The sequence below is a fragment of the Polaromonas sp. genome (assembly GCF_016185115.1).
GTDB lineage: Bacteria > Pseudomonadota > Gammaproteobacteria > Burkholderiales > Burkholderiaceae_C > Polaromonas.
Map to the genome: position 1 here is coordinate 451,969 of NZ_JACPOF010000017.1, position 18,582 is coordinate 470,550.

Sequence of the window (18,582 nt, forward strand, 5' to 3'; positions counted from 1 at the left end):
GTCCTTTGGATTTGGTTTGGAACAGAAGCCGAAATCAACATTGATTCAAGCGGCTGAACTGAATACGAAGGCCGATGCAGCAATGGATGTGCAAAGCGGTCTTGGCCTTGCGGCGGGCTTGGACATTTCGCCGTTTGAATCCAAAACATGAAAGCCTGCGAACTCGCGATCTGAAAAGTCCGCGCATCCCGGCCTGGCAGACCCCAGCAATAGCCGGGAATGGCTTTTTGAGGCCTTGCAATTGAAATTTAACGTATACGGCAAATTTTTAACGTGTACGTTAAAAATTGGATTTCGGGCCTGTCAGGAGTACGTCAAGGCATTCAAAACCCGGAAAAACAGCCAAAAATAGGCCGTTTTCAGGCACGAAAATGGCTGCAGCCCTTTAAATACGCACGTGAGACGCTAGCAAATAAATAGCAATCAACGTGCTGCAAGCAGTGTACGGACTGCCGCCGGATACACCCGGTGCTCCTGCGTGAGCACACGCGCTGCCAGCGTGCGGGCGTCGTCACCCGCCAGCACGGGCACCACCGCCTGCGCAAGGATGGGACCGTGGTCGAGGTCGGCCGTCACCAGGTGCACGGTAGCGCCCGCGACCTTGCAGCCCGCATCAATCGCACGCTGATGGGTGTTGAGCCCGGTGAAGGCCGGCAGCAGTGAGGGATGGATGTTGACGAGCCGCCCTGCGTAGTTCGCGACGAAACCGGGCGTGAGGATACGCATGAAACCGGCGAGTACAACGAGTGCCGGGTTGTAGCTGTCGATCAGCTGCTGCAGCGCGGCGTCGAAGGCCTCACGCGATGCAAACTGTTTGTGGTCAAGCACCTGTGTTGAAATGCCCAGGGCTCGGGCGAAGTTCAGACCTTCCGAATCAGCTCGGTTGCTGATCACGCAGGCGATACCGGCGCCGAGTTTGCCCTGCCAGTTCTCCTTCTGCGCCGCCTCGGCAATGGCCACCATGTTGGAGCCATTGCCCGAGATCAGAATAACAATGTTCTTTTTTGTAGCAGCCATAGCCCCCTAGTTTATTGGCCTTTCCCGTCCCAACTTTCGCTCCATGACCCTGAAGACCCTGACTCCCATCGAAGCACGCGTACTCGGCACGCTGATGGAAAAAGCCCGCACAGTCCCTGACAGCTATCCGCTCAGCCTTAACGCGCTCGTGCTGGGCTGCAACCAGAAAACCAGCCGTGACCCGTTGATGGAGGTGGGTGACGACGAAGCGCGCGCCGCCATCGACAGCCTCAAGCAGCAAAGCCTGGTGTTTGAAGGCAGCTCCAGCCGTGTGCCGCGCTTTGAGCACAATTTCCAGCGCGCAGCCGCCACCAGCGAGGCGCAGTCCGTCGTCATGGGCCTGTTGATGCTGCGCGGCCCGCAGACGCCTGCCGAGCTTAGGACCAGCGGCGAACGCTGGTACAAATTTACCGATGCAGCTGCCGTTGAAGCCGTCCTGCTGGAGTTGCAGCAACGCGGCGAAGACGGCGGCCAGGCCATGGTGCTCAAGCTGCCGCGTGCGCCGGGCGCGCGCGAGCAGCGCTGGGTACACCTGCTGTGTGGCGAACCGGACATCACCGCCATGGTGGCAGCGACGCCGACCTCATCAGATGCATCGGACCTGCTGGCCCGGGTGACAGCGCTTGAAAACATGGTTGCGCGCCTGAAAGCCGACAACGCCCAATTGCGCGGGCACATCGGCACCATCAGCGACCAGTTGGGCATCACGCTGGCAGATGGTGACGCGCCGGTGACCTGATTTGTCCCCGCCTTGACAAGCCAAAAAGCACATTCGTGCTAAAACCCTCCCAGATCACATTGACCGCGCAACGACAGCAAACGGAGACAAGACATGGATTTAGCGTTCACCCCTGAAGAGCAGGCTTTTCGCGAAGAGATTCGCGCCTGGGTCAAGGCCAATTTGCCGGCCGACATCGCGCACAAGGTGCACAACGCCCTGCGCCTGTCGCGTGACGACATGCAGCGCTGGGCCAAAATCCTCGGCAAAAAAGGCTGGCTGGGCCACGGCTGGCCCAAGGAGTTCGGCGGCCCGGGCTGGAACGCGGTGCAAAAACACCTGTTTGAAGAAGAGTGCGCGCTAGCCGGCGGCCCGCGCGTCGTGCCCTTCGGCCCCGTCATGGTGGCGCCCGTCATCATGGCCTTCGGCTCGCCCGAACAGCAAAAACGCTTCCTGCCCGGCATCGCCAGCGGTGAAGTCTGGTGGAGCCAGGGTTACAGCGAACCGGGTTCGGGCTCCGACCTGGCATCCCTCAAGACCAAAGCCGAACGCAAGGGCGACAAATACATCATCAACGGCCAGAAGACCTGGACCACGCTCGGCCAGTACGGCGACTGGATGTTCAACCTGGTACGCACCTCCATTGAAGGCAAGCCGCAAACCGGCATCAGCTTCATCGTGCTGGACATGAAATCACCCGGCGTCACCGTGCGCCCCATCAAGCTGCTGGACGGCGAGAGCGAGGTCAACGAGGTCTTCTTCGACAACGTCGAGGTGCCTGCAGAAAACCTGATCGGTGAAGAAAACAAGGGCTGGACTTACGCCAAGCATTTGCTGAGCCACGAGCGCACCAACATCGCCGACGTGAACCGCGCCAAGCGCGAGCTGGAGCGCCTCAAGCGCATCGCCAAAACCGAAGGCGTGTACGACGACATGCGCTTCCGCGACGAAATCGCCAAACTTGAAGTCGACGTCGTCGCGCTGGAGATGCTGGTGCTGCGCGTGCTCTCGGCTGAAAAATCCGGCAAGAACTCGCTCGACATCGCCGGCCTGCTGAAGATTCGCGGCAGCGAGATCCAGCAGCGCTACAGCGAACTCATGATGCTGGCCGCCGGCCCCTACAGCCTTCCTTTCATCGAAGAGGCCATGGAAGCCGGCTGGCAGGGTGACTTCCCCGGCGGCGCCTCGGGCAATGCGCCGTTGGCGTCCACCTACTTCAACATGCGCAAGACCACGATCTACGGCGGCTCCAACGAAGTGCAGCGCAACATCGTCTCCCAGTTCGTCCTCGGCTGAGCCGGTCAACAAGAATCAAGGAACACATCATGGATTTCGATTTCTCTGACGACCAGGAACAACTGCGCGATGCGGTACGCAAATGGGTGGACAAGGGCTACGACTTTGAAAAACGCCGCGGCATCACCAAAGCCGGCGGCTTTTCACGCGACGCCTACACCGAGCTGGCGGACCTGGGCCTGACGGGCCTGTATATCCCCGAAGACGACGGCGGGCTGGGCATGGGCCCGGTCGAAGGCATGGTCGTGATGGAAGAACTCGGGCGCGGCATCGTGCTGGAGCCGCTGGCGCAGACGCTGATCGCAGGCGCAGTCATCGCCTCTTATGGCGGCGCAGATATCAAGGCAGCCTGGCTGCCCAAAATATCGGGAGGTGAAAGCCTGGTCGTCCTAGCTTACCAGGAGCGTGCAGCACGCTACCACTTCGAAAAGTGTGAAGCGACTGCTACCGCAGCAGGTGCAGGCTGGACGATCAACGCCACCAAGAACGTGGTGCCTGCCGGTGACGGTGCCGACGCATTCATCGTGCCTGCACTGGCCGATGGAAAGATGGCGCTTTTCCTCGTTGAACGCACCGCCAGCGGTGTAACGACCAAAGGCTACGGCACACAGGACGGCGGCCGCGCGGCCGACGTGGTGCTCAAGAATGCGCCCGCCACGCTGATCACCAAAGACGGCCTTGCCGCCCTGACCCATGCGGTGGATATCGGCATTGCCGCCACCTGCGCAGAAGCTGTCGGGGTGATGGACAAGACCCTGGCCGTGACCGTCGAGTACATGAACCAGCGCAAGCAGTTCGGCGTGGTCATCAGCAGCTTCCAGGCGCTGCGCCACCGCGTGGCCGACATGAAGATGCAGCTGGAGCTGGCCCGCTCGATGAGCTACTACGCCTCGCTCAAGCTCAACGCCCCTGCCGAGGAGCGCAGCCGGGCCATGGCCCGTGCCAAATACCAGCTGGGCCAGTCCATGCGTTTTGTCGGCCAGCAGGCGGTGCAGCTGCACGGCGGCATAGGCGTGACGGACGAATACATCGTCAGCCACTATTTCAAGAAGCTCACGCAGCTTGACATCAGTTTTGGCGATTCACTTCACCAGCTTGGTGAGGTCAGTGCCCGCATGCAGGAGACTGCTGGCGTATTTGCCTGAAGGGCCGGTGCCGACAGCCAGCGGTGGCCAACCCCACCGCTGAATCCAGCCCTTGTGGCTCAAGCACACATGCAATGCGTGAGGGGCGGCATGGCTGCGGAGAAAAACTGTATCGGCAAAAGCCCTTATATTGTTTTTTGACCCACATCAAGCTGATGGATGCGGATCGCAGTTAACATCAAAGCAGCTCTTTTACAGCCTCCAGGTTATCAACGCTGCCTTCGCCTGGAGGGACTTGCCTTAACAACACATACGTCCCCGGAGGGATACCCATGGTAAGTTGGCGCAGCATTGCCGGGCATGGCCTTTCGGCCGGTCTTGTTTTTTTTTGCAGCCCTGATTCCCCTGCCGTCGTTTGCCCAGTCTTCAGCTTGTACGGCCAATGAAGATCTTGTCACTTTCGACTTCGGCGCCGCCAACGCCACCAGCGCCACAGGCTCGACCCGTACCTGGACTGCGGGCAGCGGTGCCAATACTTACAACGTCACTACCGCTGGGAGCGTTGGGCAAAATACCATCAGCTTCACGATAACCACAGTGACGGCGGCGCCTCTGGTGGCGCCCACACCGCAAACGCAGACGCAGGGGAACGTTGCAAACTCGCTCGCCCTGAGCATGAACGCCGTTGCAGCGGGTGACGGTCTCACCCTGACATTTGTGTTCAATCGCCCCATGAACAAGCTCCGGTTCAATATGTACGACGTGGACAGGGTGAACGGTAGCAGCTTTCAGGACCAGTTGCGGCTGTCGGGCTACATGAACGGGACGGCAACTCCCATTCCGTCACTGGTGCCGACCGTGGCTGGCCGCCACAGCACTGCAACGGTGGGCACCGCCAACGAGATCACGACCAACACCAACAACGCCTGTAACGGCACCTCAACAAATTGCAACGTGCAGGTAAACTTTACCGATCCGGTAGACCAGGTGACGCTGGCTTTTCTCGCCGGGCCTGCCTTTGCCACCCCGGGCGTGCAGCTGATAGCCCTCAACGACTTTTCCTATTGCGTCCCCAAGCGTGACCTCAGGGTCAACAAGACGAGTTCGACAGTCACGTTTGTGGCGGGCACCTCGCCCACCTACCTGCTGACCATCAACAACCGCGGCGGCGCCGCAACCACCGGCAACACATCGGCCACAGACGTCGTCTCCACTCAGGGCATGGCCTTCTACAACCCCCAGACGCCTGCGGGCTGGACCTGCGCCATCTCAAGCAGCTCGCTGCCCAACGACACGGCCAGTTGCTTCACCGCTACCGGTGTTCCGGCGGGCGGAACCAGCGTCCTGACGCTCACCATGGCCATCAGCCCCGATGCGACAGCCACAACCGTGATCAACCGCGCAAAAGTCTATGGGGGAGGCGACCCCAATAAAACACTGCTGACCTCTACAGGGCCGATTGCCAACTGCGACGCGGCCAATGAAAACCTGGTTGGCGGGGGTGCGACTTTTTTTGGCGGTGCCGACACCACGGATGCTGGCTGCGCGTATGAAAGCACGCCCATGATCAGGCGCGCGTTTTTAACGGCAACAAAAACAAACGGCAACGCCGGCACACTCATGGCCGGGGCCACCACCACGTACACCATCACCTTTGCCAACTTCGGCCCATCCACTGCGCCCGGCTCCGTTGTGCTGGACCCTGTCGTGCCCGGCCTGGCATGTGTCACACCGACGTTCACATCCACCCCTGCAGGCACCATCACGACCAGCCCGCTCACCCTGAGCACTACGGCGTTTCAGGTCACGGGCGTTTCGCTGACCCCTACCTTCCCTGTCAACTCCACCGCCACGTTTGTGCTGACCTGTGGGGTTACGGCGACCGGCCTGCCCTGAGCAAAGGTCCGGGCAGCCAGCGGCTTTTTTTCGCACAATAGCCAAAAATTTGCAGGATTTCGATACAAAAAGTTACAGATAGACTTCTCGTAGGTGACAATGACGTCCTCGGAAAAAGCTGGTGCAGGCAACAGCACTCCGTGATCCGGTCAGGCGCAATAAAAATTACATCGGTGGCCTGGTTTTTTGCCAACTGAGACTGATTTTCAACCCCTCGTCGAATGAACTTCACCAGAGAAATACTTCGCGCCCTGCGACACTTTTTCCGTTCGCGCCCGGCCCTTTTCGCCCTTGCCTTCTGCACATGCGTGCCCATCGTTCAGGTCCATGCACAGACGGTGTACGGCGTCGGCACCCAGGGCGCCAACAACCGCCTGTTCTCTGTTAACCCGGCCACAGGCGCCGCCACGAATCTGTGCGCGATTGGCGTCGCCAGCGCGGCCAACGGCGTGAGTCCGGTCAACGGCCTGGTCTACTACGTCCAGAGCGGCACCGGCACGCGCGCCATGCGGGTGATAGACCCCGGCACCTGTGTTGACACCAATATCGCCAACACCAACCTGGCGACCAACATCATCCGCATGACCTTCTGCCCGGATGGCAGGCTGTATGCCGCGTCGAACACAGGGAGTGGCACCAACAACACTGCATCGGTGTATATCTGGGAAGTCAACCCGGCCACGGCCCAGACCACGCGCCGCATCACGCTGACCAATGTGCGTGTTGAGGGCAGCGGTGACATGACCTGCGTGAACAACGGCGATTTGTACATTCTGGCCAACTCAACACGCGGCAGCGCCGGTTACAGCCTTTACCGGGTGGCCAGCGCGGCCCTTCAGGCTGCTGCCAATAACACGGCCGTGGCCACCACAAACCTCGGCACGGTGGGCCTGACCGGTACGCCCAACGGGCTGACGGAGGTTTCCAGCGTCGTGACGGGCTGCAATGCCACCACCGCCACCTACCCCTGCCTGATTGCCAGTACGGGTGCATCCAACCAGACCTGGGGCATCAATACACAGAATGGTGCGGCCACCAATATCGGAGCGACCGGCACGGGCTTCAGCGTCGCGGACTTGTCGCGCTCCTTTCCTGTCGATGCAGTCGTCACGAAGTCGCGCACCAGCGCAGCGACCATGCAGCAGGCCAGCAACCTGACCATCACCTATGTACTGACGGTGACCAACAGCGGCCCCGGCCTTGTCGGTGGCGCCTCGACGGTGACTGATGTGCTGGACCCGGCCATTTTCAACGCGTCTGCAGCCACCTGGTCCTGCAGCGTGACCACGGCGGGGTCTGCCACCACCATCACCACGGCCTGCGGCGCGGCCAGCGGTACCGGCAACATCAACCAGGTGGTGAGCCTTTCAAAAGGCGGCGTGATTACCTACAACGTCAGCGCGCCGGTCCTCGCCACCTTCAACGGTGTCGCCATCAACTCGGCAACCTTGTCACTGCCAGACAACATCACCGACACCACGCCGGCCAGCCTGACCGGCACTGCGCCGGGGACCACAGTCACAGCAGCAACCTCGCTGACGGTATCCAAAACCAACAATACAAACGCACTAGTGGCCGGAAGCACCACCACCTACACCATCACCGTGGCCAATACCGGGCTGGCGGATGCGGATGACTCGGCCCTGCGGGACCCCGACGTCGAAGGATTGCGCTGCACCCAGGTAGCCTGCACAGGGGCTACAGGCAACGGCGCGACCTGTCCGGCGCCGACTGGCGTCACCGTGGCCAGACTGCAGGACATGTCGCCTGCCGGCGGGATACGCATACCGGATTTCCCCTATGGAAGCACCTTCACCTTCACCCTGACCTGCGGGGTGGATGCCGACGGCCTGCCCTGAGGCGGAGGGGGCAACTGGCCCTTTGGACGGCATGTGACTTCCTGAATGCAGACGTCGGCAGGCAACAACAGCGCCTCCGTTTCTTCTTTGAATATGTAACTCGCTATGTACAATTCGTAGCACTTCTTCACTACACCCATGCAAACCTGCCTTGCCTCCCTGAAGATAACCTTCCGGTCCTGGCTCGTGGCATCGGGATTGGCCCTTTTGGCGCTGGCGCCATCTGTGTCGTTGGCCCAATCAGCCTGTACGGCCATGTGGGGTATTGTGACCACGGCCGGAGCAGCGCCTACCCGCCTGGGGTTTTTCAATAACAGTGCAGGTACGGCGCCGAAATTCACCACGCTGAGCTTTACCACACTGAGCGGCGGCACACAGGCCAACGCGCTGGCGGGTGACCCGGCAACCGGAATTCTTTACTATTTTGACCGCACGGCACTAACGGTCAATTCGGTCAACCTCAATACCCAGGTCACGGCAACAGTAGGCACTATCGCGCCTGCGTCGCCCGATGGGAATGGGGCAATGATCGGCGCCGTCGTTGATGCCAACAGCAATCTGATCATGATGACCTCCGCGGGAGCAGGTAATACTGCCTACCACATCGCGATCGTCAATAAGGCAGGCAACACAACTGCGGCACGCTGGCAAACTGTCACTTACACCGCTGGACTGGGTGGCGGGCTGCCATTTTCTGGCGGCAGCGGTGACATTTATATCGACCAGAGCGGCCAGTTGCGGATTGCCACCAATTCCAACCCGACGGCTGTCTACCCGATCGCATTGACCATCGTCAACGGCTCCATCACCAGCGCGCTGGCGAGCGCCAGCACCACATACACAACAGGCGGTATTTCAGTGGCAGGTGCTTCGGTTGATCCCGCCTCTGGCCTTTCCTACTACGGAGGCGCGCAGACAGGCCAGATCCTTTACCAGTTTGATCCGACAACGAGTGGCACTCAGGTTCTGCTGGACTCAACCCCCTCAACCACCTACACGACCTCCGATATGGGCAACTGCGTTTTGCAGCCCGCCGCGCCAACCATCACCAAAACTTTTGCAAATACCTTTGAATCCGGGGGGGTGGGCAATACAACCACCACACTGACCATCACGTTCGGCAACTCGAATACCGCCCCCATCTATTTGATGCAACCTTTTTCGGATGTCTTTCCTGCTGGCATGCGGGTTTTCAACACTGTCACGTTCACGAGCACCTGCAATACGTCCGTACCAAGTGCGACGATCACGGTAAACAGCACGAGCATGACATGGGCGGCCGGGGGAAGAATTCAGGCAGGTGGATGCTCCATCAGTTTCCCCGTCACTGCAACAGCGGCGGTGACCCCCTATGTCAACACAGTGGCAGCGGGCGCCCTGGTTACAACCTCAGGCAGTAACGCATTGCCAGCCCAGGCAACACTGACAGTCGGCACTGACTTCTCGGTAACCAAGCAGGTCCGCCCAGGCACGACCGACCCCCTGACCAACACCGCAACGCTGGGGGTATTGCAAACCATGCAGTACGTGCTGACCATTACCAATTCGGCAAGCGGGGGGACAGGGTCGGCGACATTCACAGACACCTTCCCGACATTGATAACACCGGTGCTCAGCATTACTGCGGTTCAGGCGGGGGGGGGCAGTTGTACAACAGCCACGGCGGTGGTGGGAGGTCGAACACGCCTTACCGGAACCATGGGCTATGCACCGGCGGGCGCAACTTGTACGGTGACCGTCACCGCTCTGGGGAGCAGTACGACAGGAACCTTTGTCAACACTGTGACCATTGCCGCAGTATCGAGCACTGTGGACATCGACGCCACAGACAACAACGCCACGGCAACAGTCACTTTATCGCCGATTGCCAACATCACCATCTCGAAAACCAACGGCCTGGGAGGTACGGTTCGGGCCGGCCAGACTGTGGTTTACACGGTCACCGTGGCCAATCTGGGGCCCAGTGCGGCGGTACCCTCCTACCTGCTTGACCCTGGAGGGGTTCCGGGGCTGTCATGTACCAATGTCACTTGTGCTGCAACCGGGGTAGGCGCAACTTGTCCGGGGGCGGGGTCAACCACCATCGCCTATCTTCAGGGTAACGCGGGAGCGGGACAGGGTATCCAGCTCAATACCTTCAGCCAGAACCAGACCCTGACCTTTGCCGTCACCTGCGGTGTCACTGCCACCGGCCTGCCGTAGCAGGCATGACCCCAACCAGCCAGCAAAAAGCCGCCTCAAGGGCGGCTTTTTCGTGGCACCGGAGGTTTGCAGTCAGGCCAGCAGGCGCGACGTTCGCGGCACATGCGCCATCAAAAACTCCATCTGGTCGGCGAGGATGCGGCGGTTGCGCAGAATGAAGTCTTCCCAGAGGCTGGGAACATAAGGCGTGTAGAGCAGCGGCATGCGGGCCTGCTCGGGCGTACGGCTGCTTTTGCGGTGGTTGCAGGCGCGGCAGGCCGTGACGACGTTCATCCAGGTGTCTATGCCCTTCTGCGCGAAAGGCACGATGTGTTCACGCGTCAGGTCTTCTTCATGGAAATGCTCGCCGCAATAGGCGCAGACATTGCGGTCGCGGGCAAAAAGCTTGCTGTTGGTCAGCCCCGGCTTCAAGTCAAACGGGTTGATGTTGGGCACGCCCTTGGTGCCAATGATGCTGTTGACGGTGATGATGGACTGGTCGCCCGTGATCGCGTTATGGCCGCCATGAAAGGTGGCCACGCGCGCGCCCATTTCCCAGCGCACTTCGTCTGCCGCGTAGTGAAGCACGGCTTCTTCAAGGCTGATCCAGGATTGCGGCAATCCCTGGGCAGAGAGCTTCAAGACCTTCAAAACAGACCTCCATCATGGTAAAAAACACATGGAAACGGGGCGTTCGACTGATTGGCTGACTGTGTATCAATATACAGTGAAATGATGACAAACGGTCCGCACAGGCCCATTAACCGGCAAGCGGCGCTATAAAAACGATAATCGGAGCATGAAAGTCTTTCGCGGATACCGCCAGCCGGGGCTCGCAGCCGAATGTGCCCTGACGATTGGCAACTTTGACGGCGTGCACCGGGGCCACCAGGCCATGCTGGCACTGCTTAAAAATGAAGCGCAGCATCGCGGTGTTCCCAGCTGCGTGATGACCTTCGAACCGCACCCGCGCGACTATTTCGCCGCCCTGGCGCGCAAGCCAGAACTGGCCCCTGCCCGTATCGCCACCCTGCGCGACAAACTCACCGAACTCAACCGCTGCGGCATCGACCAGTGCGTGGTGCTGCCCTTTGATGCGCGGCTGTCGGGGCAATCGCCTGATGCTTTTATCAATGAAGTGCTGGTCGATGGCCTGGGCGCCCGCTACGTGCTGGTGGGTGACGACTTCCGCTTTGGCAGCAAGCGTGCGGGCGATTACGCCATGCTGGATGCCGCCGGCGGGCGCCTGGGTTTTGATGTGGCCCGCATGAACAGCTATGAAGTCCACGGCATGCGCGTCTCCAGCTCAGCCGTGCGCGAGGCGCTGGGCAAGGGCGAAATGGACAAGGTCGCAGCCTTGCTTGGGCGCCCCTACAGCATCTCGGGCCATGTGGTTCACGGCCGCAAACTGGGCCGCACACTGGGTTTTCGCACCCTGAACCTGCGGTTTTCCCACTGGAACCCGGCTGCCAGCGGGATCTTTGCGGTCCAGGTGCATGGCCTGGCCAGCAAACCCCTGCCCGGCGTGGCCAACCTGGGCATCCGTCCGTCGATAGACCCGGATGACGTCAACGGCGGCCGCGTGCTGCTGGAGACTTATTGCCTGGAATGGCCCGCCAGCCTTGGGGCCGAGGGGGCGTACGGTAAAATCATCCGCGTGGAACTGCTGCACAAACTGCATGACGAACTGAAGTACGACAGCCTGGAAAGCCTGACAACAGGCATTGCCAAAGACTGCGACGACGCACGCGCATTTTTCGCCCAGGCGCAAGCTTCACTCATGCACACAGAGACCAGCCGCCAGACGACGCGCGACCGAAGCTAGGGTCTGTTCACACTATTTTCAGGAGATGCGTTGTGACTCAAAAGGGCTGTGCGCAAGGCGCAAAACGTAGACGGGGTAGACCCCGGCAAGGCTTTGCAACGCCGCGCACGGCCCTTTTGATCACAACCCGCAGGGAACGGGGTGAAAACTGTGCCACTCTGCGTTGCACTTCTAGGCAAGGCAGGAGCCTTGCCGTCGTCGCGCGCCTTGATTGGCGCAGTTTTCACCGCGTTCGCACTCCTGAAAATAGTGTGAACAGGCCCTAACGATCTCGTCACTGGCCGCCGCCCTTCGACACGGCTCTGGGCGAACGGCAACCAACTCCCTCTTCCACCCCAACGCCAGCGTTCGGGCTGAGCCTGTCGAAGACTTTTCCCAGCACCATCCATGTCCGATACAAAAACCGATTACCGCAGCACCCTTAACCTGCCCGACACACCCTTCCCGATGCGCGGCGACCTGCCCAAGCGCGAAGCCGGCTGGGTTCAGGAATGGGAAGACAAGGGTATTTACAAACGCCTGCGCGATGCCCGCCACGGCGCACCAAAGTTTGTACTGCATGACGGCCCGCCGTATGCCAACGGCAAGATCCACATCGGCCACGCCGTCAACAAGATCCTGAAAGACATGATCGTCAAGGCGCGCCAGCTCAAGGGCCTGGACGCCATTTATGTGCCGGGCTGGGATTGCCACGGCCTGCCCATCGAAAACGCCATCGAAAAGTTACACGGGCGCAATCTTCCACGTGACGAGGTGCAAGCCAAAAGCCGCGCCTTTGCGACCGAGCAGATCGCCGGCCAGATGGCAGACTTCAAGCGCCTGGGTGTGCTCGGCGAATGGGACAACCCCTACCGCACGATGGACTTCGGCAACGAGGCGCAGGAAATCCGGGCCCTCAAACGCATCATGGAGCGCGGTTTTGTATACCGTGGCCTCAAGCCCGTGTACTGGTGTTTTGATTGCGGCTCCTCACTGGCCGAGTTCGAGATCGAATACGCCGACAAAAAATCACAGACGCTGGACGTCGGCTTCAAATCTGCCGAGCCTGAAAAACTCGCTGCCGCATTCGGCCTGAACAAGCTGGAGAAAGACGCCTTCATCGTTATCTGGACGACGACCGCGTGGACCATCCCGGCCAACCAGGCGCTCAACCTCAACCCCGAGCTTGAATACGCACTGGTAGACACACCGCGTGGCCTGCTGGTGCTGGCCGCCGTGCTGGTCGAAAAATGCCTTGAGCGTTATGAGCTTGAAGGCAAGGTCATCGCGACCACACCCGGCAAAAACCTCGCCAACCTGAACTTCCAGCACCCGCTGTACGACGTTGATGCGGGCTACAAACGCCTGAGCCCCGTTTACCTGGCCGACTACGCCACCGCCGACGACGGCACGGGTATCGTGCACTCCGCGCCCGCTTACGGCGTGGAAGATTTCAACTCATGCGTGGCCAATGGCCTGGCCTATGACGACATCCTGAACCCTGTGCAGGGCAATGGCCGTTATGTCGACGAGCTGCCCTTGTTCGGCGGCCTGAACATATGGAAGGCTGCGCCACTGGTCATCGACAAGCTGCGCGAGCATGAACGCCTGTTTGCCACGCAGAACATCACCCACAGCTACCCGCACTGCTGGCGCCACAAGACACCCGTGATCTACCGCGCCGCCGCCCAGTGGTTTGTACGCATGGATGAAGGCGAAGGTGTTTTCACCAAAGACAAGGCACCGCAAACCCTGCGCAAGCTGGCACTGGCCGCGATTGAAGAAACCAGTTTTTACCCCGAGAACGGCAAGACCCGCCTGCGCGACATGATCGCCGGCCGGCCCGACTGGTGCATCAGCCGCCAGCGCAACTGGGGCGTGCCCCTGCCCTTTTTCATCCACACCGCCACGGGCGAGTTGCACCCGCGCACCATGGAGATCATGGACCAGGCCGCCGACATGGTGCAGGCCGGCGGCATCGAGGCATGGAGCAAGGCGAGCGCCGAATCCATCATCGGTGACGACGCACCCAGCTACATCAAGAGCACCGACATCCTCGACGTGTGGTTTGACTCCGGCACCACGCATGACCATGTGCTGCGCCACAGCCATGCCGCGCAATCGACATGGCCGGCTGACCTTTACCTTGAAGGCCACGACCAGCACCGGGGCTGGTTCCACTCTTCATTGCTCACCTCCTGCGCGATGTACGACCACGCGCCCTACAAGGGCCTGCTGACGCACGGCTTCACGGTGGACGGCAAGGGCCGCAAGATGAGCAAGAGCGAAGGCAATACCGTGGTGCCGCAGGAAGTCTCAGGCAAACTCGGTGCGGAAATCATCCGCCTCTGGTGTGCATCGACCGACTACTCCGGCGACCTCGGCATTGACGACAAGATCCTCGCTCGGGTGGTTGATGCCTACCGTCGCATCCGCAACACGCTGCGCTTTTTGATGGCCAATGTCAGCGACTTTGACCCGGCGCTAGATGCCGTGCCGCTTGAAGAGATGTTTGAAATCGACCGCTACGCGCTCAGCCGCGCGGCGCAATTGCAGGCCGACATCCTGGCGCATTACGAAGTCTATGAATTCCACCCTGTCGTTTCCAAACTGCAGATCTATTGCAGCGAAGACCTGGGCTCTTTCTATCTCGATATCCTGAAAGACCGTCTCTACACGACGGGGCCGAAGTCGCTTGCGCGCCGCAGTGCGCAGACCGCCCTGCACGCCATCACGCATGCCATGCTGCGCCTGATGGCGCCCTTCCTGAGCTTCACGGCTGAAGAAGCGTGGAAGGTATTTGGTTCTTCGGATTCAATCTTTCTTGAGACCTACTCCGAACCCGGTGCGCCCGATGCGGCATTGCTGGCCAAGTGGTCGCGCATTCGCGAAATCCGCGATGCCGTCAACAAGGACATCGAAACCCTGCGTGCAGACGGCAAGGTGGGTTCGTCGCTGCAGGCTGAAATCGCGCTGCAGGTCACGGCTGAAGACGAAGCGCTGCTCGCCAGTCTGGGCGACGACTTGAAGTTTGTCTTCATCACCTCTGCCATCACGCTGGCATACGGTCCCGCACTGGCGACAACGGTTCGCGCCAGTGCACATGTCAAATGCGAACGCTGCTGGCACTACCGCGAAGACGTGGGCGTTGATGCCGCACACCCCACCATCTGCGGCCGCTGCACCAGCAACCTGTATGGCGCGGGCGAGGCCCGGAAATTTGCCTGAACATTATTCTTATGGCCAAAACCACCTTCACCAAAAATACGAACGCCATGCTGCCGTGGCTGGGCCTGGCCCTGCTGCTGCTGATTGCCGACCAGTTCACCAAGGTACTGATCCTGGGCTACTACAAGCTCGGTGATGCCACCTACGTCACCAGCTTTTTCAACATCGTCCGGGTGCACAACGCCGGCGCTGCGTTTTCATTCCTGGCATCCGAGTCAGGGTGGCAGCGTTGGTTCTTCACGGCCATTGGGGTGGGCGCTGCGCTCTTCATCATCTGGATGCTGCGCTCGCACGCCGGGCAAAAACTGTTTTCATTTGCGCTGGCCTGCATACTCGGCGGGGCCACCGGTAATGTGGTGGACCGCAGCCTCCACGGCTATGTAGTCGACTTCCTCGACTTTCACTACCGCAACTGGCACTTTCCGGCCTTCAACATTGCCGACAGTGCGATCACCATAGGCGCCGTCTGCCTCATCCTCGACGAGTTGCTGCGCGTCCGCAAGACCAAGTAATAGAGCCCCCACGTTCGCTCACTGCGTGTAACTCTCTGCCCCCCGAGGGGGCGCTGCGCCTGCGGCCTGGCGAAGCCAGTTCCGCGGCCCCTACTGGTGAAGACCCATCTTCGTTGATTTTCCTCATAACCCGATGGTTTTAGGTTGCAAGGTGGTGGTGCTGGCACGCTTCTCGCAGGCGTATAGTCTTTCCTGAAACCTATGAAGCATTTACTGAACTTGTTGGCAGCTGTTTCGCTGCTTGTCTGGGGCACCCATCTCGTACGTACCGGCATCCTGCGGGTGTTCGGCGCCAACCTCAGGCAGGTGCTGGCGACCAGTGTTGGTAACCGCTTCACCGCTGCGCTCTCGGGCATAGGGGTCACGGCGCTGGTGCAGTCCAGTACCGCCACCGCACTCATCACGTCATCTTTTGTCGCGCAGGGCCTGATCAGCCTGCCCGCAGCGCTGGCAGTCATGCGCGGCGCAGACATAGGCACGGCTCTGATTGCGGTGGTCTTCTCGTTTGACCTGTCGTGGCTCTCACCGCTGCTTATTTTTGTCGGTGTGGTGCTCTTCATTCCGCGCCAGGCCTCAACAGTGGGCCGCATAGGCCGCATCCTCATCGGTCTGGGCCTCATGCTGCTGGCCCTGCGGCTGGTGACGGTATCGACCGAAGTGCTCACGCAGTCGCCGGCTGTCAAGGCGCTGCTCGCCTCGGTCGGCACTGACCTTCTGCTGGAGATCACGCTGGGCATGGTGCTGGCCATCATTTCGTACTCAAGCCTGGCGGTGGTGCTGCTGATCGCCACGCTGGCCGCGTCTGGCGGCGTGCCGCTTGAAGTGGCGCTGGGCCTTGTGCTGGGCGCCAACCTCGGCAGCGGCGTGCTGGCTGTGCTGACCACCCTGCGCTCGCCCATTGAGGCGCGGCAGGTGCCGATCGGCACGCTGGGTTTCAAGATCCTTGGTGTCGTCGTCGTGGCCCCTTTCATAGGCCTGTGGCTCCAGCATGTCAGGCCGCTGCTGGGTGAGCAGTCGGCCTCGGTAGTGGTGATGTTTCACCTGATGTTCAACGTGGTGGTGGGCGTGGTCTTCATAGGCCTGACCGACCCGTTCGCGCGCTGGACGCAGAAGCTGCTGCCCAAGCCGCAAAAATCCGTGACCAGCAACCGCCCCAATCATCTTGACCCATCCGCGCTTTCAACACCTTCTCTGGCCATCTCGAATGCCGCACGCGAGGCACTGCACCAGGCCGATGTGGTCGAAAGCATGTTGCTGGGCGTGCTGCAGGTCATACGCAACAACGACCTGAAACTGGCCGAAGACCTGCGCCGGATGGACGACGAGGTCGACAAGCTCTACTCGGCCATCAAGTACTACCTGACCAAGATCTCGCGCGAAGCGCTGGCCGAAGAAGAAAGCCGCCGCTGGACGGACATCATCAGCTTCACCATCAACATGGAGCAGATAGGCGACATCATCGAGCGTGTGCTGATCGACATTGAAGACAAAAAAATCAAGCCCGGCCGCAACTTCTCGGAAGCCGGCATGGCCGAAATCTGTGAGCTGCACAGCCGGCTGCTAGACAACCTGCGCCTGTCCATGAGTGTCTTTTTAAACGGCTCGGTGCGTGATGCGCAAAAGCTGCTGGAAGAAAAAGCCCGCTTCCGCGACCTCGAACGCGCCTACGCCACCAGCCACCTGGGCCGCCTGTCAGCCAACACGGTGCAGAGCCTGGAAACCAGCTCGCTGCACATCGACCTGATCAGCGACCTCAAGCGCATCAACTCCCACATCTGCTCGATTGCCTACCCGATTCTCGATTCGGCCGGCGCGCTGGCGCCCAACCGGCTCAAGCAGCAAAGCCTGGCTGAGGAATGAAGGGCTGGGCTTGAAGACGCACTTCTCGACGAGGTCGCTCTCCGGCCGGACTTCATTGTTACGCTTATCGCAACAATTTATAGCCTGACAAATTTTTATCAGTCATTTAATACAGATGGCGTATCAATTCGGCATCCAAACCTGAAAAACGTCTTCAAAAGGCGTTTTGGCCGCCAAAAATGGCCATTTTTAGACATCAAATCAGCTGTAAGCCAATAAATACGTACGTGAGCAGCTATTGAATTAATAGCATTTAATTTCACAAGTCACAAGTCACAAAACGCTCACGGAGCAAGCGCTAAGCCAAATTCAATACCTCAGCCAGAACCAGCGCAGCCTCAGTCGTGAACTCATCCCGCTGCAAGGCCTGCAGCAGCTCTTCAGGCGCCATCAGCCTGAACTGGGCCACCTCGCCATCCTGGTTCACAGGCACCACACCCTCAGGCACGGTGCAGCGGTACCAGGCTATGTCTTCAATCACATAACCCGTGCCCTTGCCATCGTCGCTCGGCCTGCGCGTGGTGACGCGGCCGCCATGACTGAGATTTTGCAGCGCGGATATCTTCAGCCCGGCTTCTTCCCAGGTCTCGCGCTCCAGCGCAATCTCGACCGTGTCGGCGGCAGTGACCATGCCGCCCATCAGCGTGTCCCACAGGCCCGGGTCGTTTGATTTTTTCAGTGAGCGCTGCTGTACCCAGTGGCGGCCGTCTGGCGTCTGGCCGACAAGATGCACGGCTGACGTTGCGATGCCCAGCGGCCTGACGGCTGCGCGCTCAACCGTGCCCTTGAGGTGGTCAAACTGGTCATGCACGGCAAGCTGCTCGTTGCGCCATTCACCGGCCAGCCCGGCGCCATAAAGCGCACGCGCAAGCTGGTTGAGGCTGGTACTGACATCGCCGAGCAGTCGCCAGCCCAGTTCGGCCGGGTGCTCTTCCTGCAGCAGCGGCTCAACGACATCAAGCATTTCGTGAAGGGCTTTGTCATTAAGCAATGCGGGCTCAACCGAGCCGATAACCGACTCGCCGGCCCACAGCGGCACACGGGGCCGCAGCGGTTGCTTGATGGCGCGTGCGTGCAGGGTCTTGAGCCACCCCTGATCGGGAACCAGTTGCTTGCTCATAAAAGC

The 18,582-nt window shown here is 60.2% G+C and carries 14 protein-coding genes; 11 read left to right on the top strand and 3 right to left on the bottom strand.

Features of this window, described 5'->3' with window-relative positions; all coding sequences use genetic code 11:
- The first annotated feature begins 16 nt into the window (after positions 1-16).
- Entirely contained in the window at positions 17-151 is a 135-nt protein-coding gene (locus HYX42_RS12300) for a hypothetical protein (RefSeq protein ID WP_293403333.1), read from the top strand.
- A 272-nt stretch (positions 152-423) separates the two neighbouring features.
- On the opposite strand, the gene purN is transcribed toward HYX42_RS12300, so the two are convergent.
- On the bottom strand, positions 424-1,017 hold the full coding sequence (gene purN / locus HYX42_RS12305; protein ID WP_293403335.1) for a phosphoribosylglycinamide formyltransferase: 594 nt from the start codon (positions 1,015-1,017) through the stop codon (positions 424-426).
- A gap of 43 nt (positions 1,018-1,060) precedes the next feature.
- On the opposite strand from purN, the gene HYX42_RS12310 reads away from it, so the two are divergent.
- From HYX42_RS12310 to HYX42_RS12335, 6 genes are all read left to right on the top strand, one after another.
- The gene (locus HYX42_RS12310) at positions 1,061-1,756 is read left to right on the top strand and encodes a YceH family protein (RefSeq protein ID WP_293403337.1); all 696 of its coding nucleotides are present in this window, start codon (positions 1,061-1,063) and stop codon (positions 1,754-1,756) included.
- 93 nt (positions 1,757-1,849) lie between these two features.
- Positions 1,850-3,031, top strand: coding sequence for an acyl-CoA dehydrogenase family protein (locus HYX42_RS12315; protein ID WP_293403338.1), 1,182 nt, complete (start codon positions 1,850-1,852; stop codon positions 3,029-3,031).
- Positions 3,032-3,060: 29 nt separating this feature from the next.
- On the top strand, positions 3,061-4,176 hold the full coding sequence (locus HYX42_RS12320; RefSeq protein ID WP_293403340.1) for an acyl-CoA dehydrogenase family protein: 1,116 nt from the start codon (positions 3,061-3,063) through the stop codon (positions 4,174-4,176).
- Positions 4,177-4,476: 300 nt separating this feature from the next.
- A complete protein-coding gene (locus HYX42_RS12325; RefSeq protein ID WP_293403342.1) occupies positions 4,477-6,012 on the top strand; it encodes a hypothetical protein in 1,536 nt (511 codons plus the stop codon).
- Between the two features lie 221 nt (positions 6,013-6,233).
- Complete coding sequence (locus tag HYX42_RS12330; protein ID WP_293403344.1) at positions 6,234-7,871, top strand: hypothetical protein; 1,638 nt, start codon at positions 6,234-6,236, stop codon at positions 7,869-7,871.
- Between the two features lie 255 nt (positions 7,872-8,126).
- On the top strand, positions 8,127-10,073 hold the full coding sequence (locus HYX42_RS12335) for a hypothetical protein (protein WP_293403346.1): 1,947 nt from the start codon (positions 8,127-8,129) through the stop codon (positions 10,071-10,073).
- Positions 10,074-10,145: 72 nt separating this feature from the next.
- Here HYX42_RS12335 and HYX42_RS12340 read toward each other — a convergent pair whose 3' ends face one another.
- Complete coding sequence (locus HYX42_RS12340) at positions 10,146-10,703, bottom strand: HNH endonuclease (RefSeq protein WP_293403349.1); 558 nt, start codon at positions 10,701-10,703, stop codon at positions 10,146-10,148.
- 148 nt (positions 10,704-10,851) lie between these two features.
- On the opposite strand from HYX42_RS12340, the gene HYX42_RS12345 reads away from it, so the two are divergent.
- From HYX42_RS12345 to HYX42_RS12360, 4 genes are all read left to right on the top strand, one after another.
- Entirely contained in the window at positions 10,852-11,877 is a 1,026-nt protein-coding gene (locus HYX42_RS12345) for a bifunctional riboflavin kinase/FAD synthetase (RefSeq protein WP_293403351.1), read from the top strand.
- 387 nt (positions 11,878-12,264) lie between these two features.
- Positions 12,265-15,084: an isoleucine--tRNA ligase gene (ileS, locus tag HYX42_RS12350; protein ID WP_293403353.1), complete on the top strand. Its 2,820-nt coding sequence runs from the start codon at positions 12,265-12,267 to the stop codon at positions 15,082-15,084.
- A gap of 11 nt (positions 15,085-15,095) precedes the next feature.
- Positions 15,096-15,596 carry a signal peptidase II gene (gene lspA / locus HYX42_RS12355; protein ID WP_293403355.1) on the top strand — a complete coding sequence of 167 codons (501 nt, stop codon included), beginning with the start codon at positions 15,096-15,098 and terminating at the stop codon, positions 15,594-15,596.
- A gap of 201 nt (positions 15,597-15,797) precedes the next feature.
- Positions 15,798-17,456, top strand: coding sequence for a Na/Pi cotransporter family protein (locus tag HYX42_RS12360; protein WP_293403357.1), 1,659 nt, complete (start codon positions 15,798-15,800; stop codon positions 17,454-17,456).
- 298 nt (positions 17,457-17,754) lie between these two features.
- On the opposite strand, the gene HYX42_RS12365 is transcribed toward HYX42_RS12360, so the two are convergent.
- Complete coding sequence (locus HYX42_RS12365; protein ID WP_293403359.1) at positions 17,755-18,576, bottom strand: NUDIX domain-containing protein; 822 nt, start codon at positions 18,574-18,576, stop codon at positions 17,755-17,757.
- Positions 18,577-18,582: the final 6 nt, after the last annotated feature.

What these genes read in the sequence shown, in the direction of transcription:
- purN (WP_293403335.1), bottom strand. Translation starts at nt 1,017, where the DNA reads ATGGCTGCTACAAAAAAGAACATTGTTATTCTGATCTCGGGCAATGGC.
- HYX42_RS12310 (WP_293403337.1), top strand. Translation starts at nt 1,061, where the DNA reads ATGACCCTGAAGACCCTGACTCCCATCGAAGCACGCGTACTCGGCACG.
- HYX42_RS12315 (WP_293403338.1), top strand. Translation starts at nt 1,850, where the DNA reads ATGGATTTAGCGTTCACCCCTGAAGAGCAGGCTTTTCGCGAAGAGATT.
- HYX42_RS12320 (WP_293403340.1), top strand. Translation starts at nt 3,061, where the DNA reads ATGGATTTCGATTTCTCTGACGACCAGGAACAACTGCGCGATGCGGTA.
- HYX42_RS12325 (WP_293403342.1), top strand. Translation starts at nt 4,477, where the DNA reads ATGGCCTTTCGGCCGGTCTTGTTTTTTTTTGCAGCCCTGATTCCCCTG.
- HYX42_RS12330 (WP_293403344.1), top strand. Translation starts at nt 6,234, where the DNA reads ATGAACTTCACCAGAGAAATACTTCGCGCCCTGCGACACTTTTTCCGT.
- HYX42_RS12335 (WP_293403346.1), top strand. Translation starts at nt 8,127, where the DNA reads ATGTGGGGTATTGTGACCACGGCCGGAGCAGCGCCTACCCGCCTGGGG.
- HYX42_RS12345 (WP_293403351.1), top strand. Translation starts at nt 10,852, where the DNA reads ATGAAAGTCTTTCGCGGATACCGCCAGCCGGGGCTCGCAGCCGAATGT.
- ileS (WP_293403353.1), top strand. Translation starts at nt 12,265, where the DNA reads ATGTCCGATACAAAAACCGATTACCGCAGCACCCTTAACCTGCCCGAC.
- lspA (WP_293403355.1), top strand. Translation starts at nt 15,096, where the DNA reads ATGGCCAAAACCACCTTCACCAAAAATACGAACGCCATGCTGCCGTGG.
- HYX42_RS12360 (WP_293403357.1), top strand. Translation starts at nt 15,798, where the DNA reads ATGAAGCATTTACTGAACTTGTTGGCAGCTGTTTCGCTGCTTGTCTGG.
- HYX42_RS12365 (WP_293403359.1), bottom strand. Translation starts at nt 18,576, where the DNA reads ATGAGCAAGCAACTGGTTCCCGATCAGGGGTGGCTCAAGACCCTGCAC.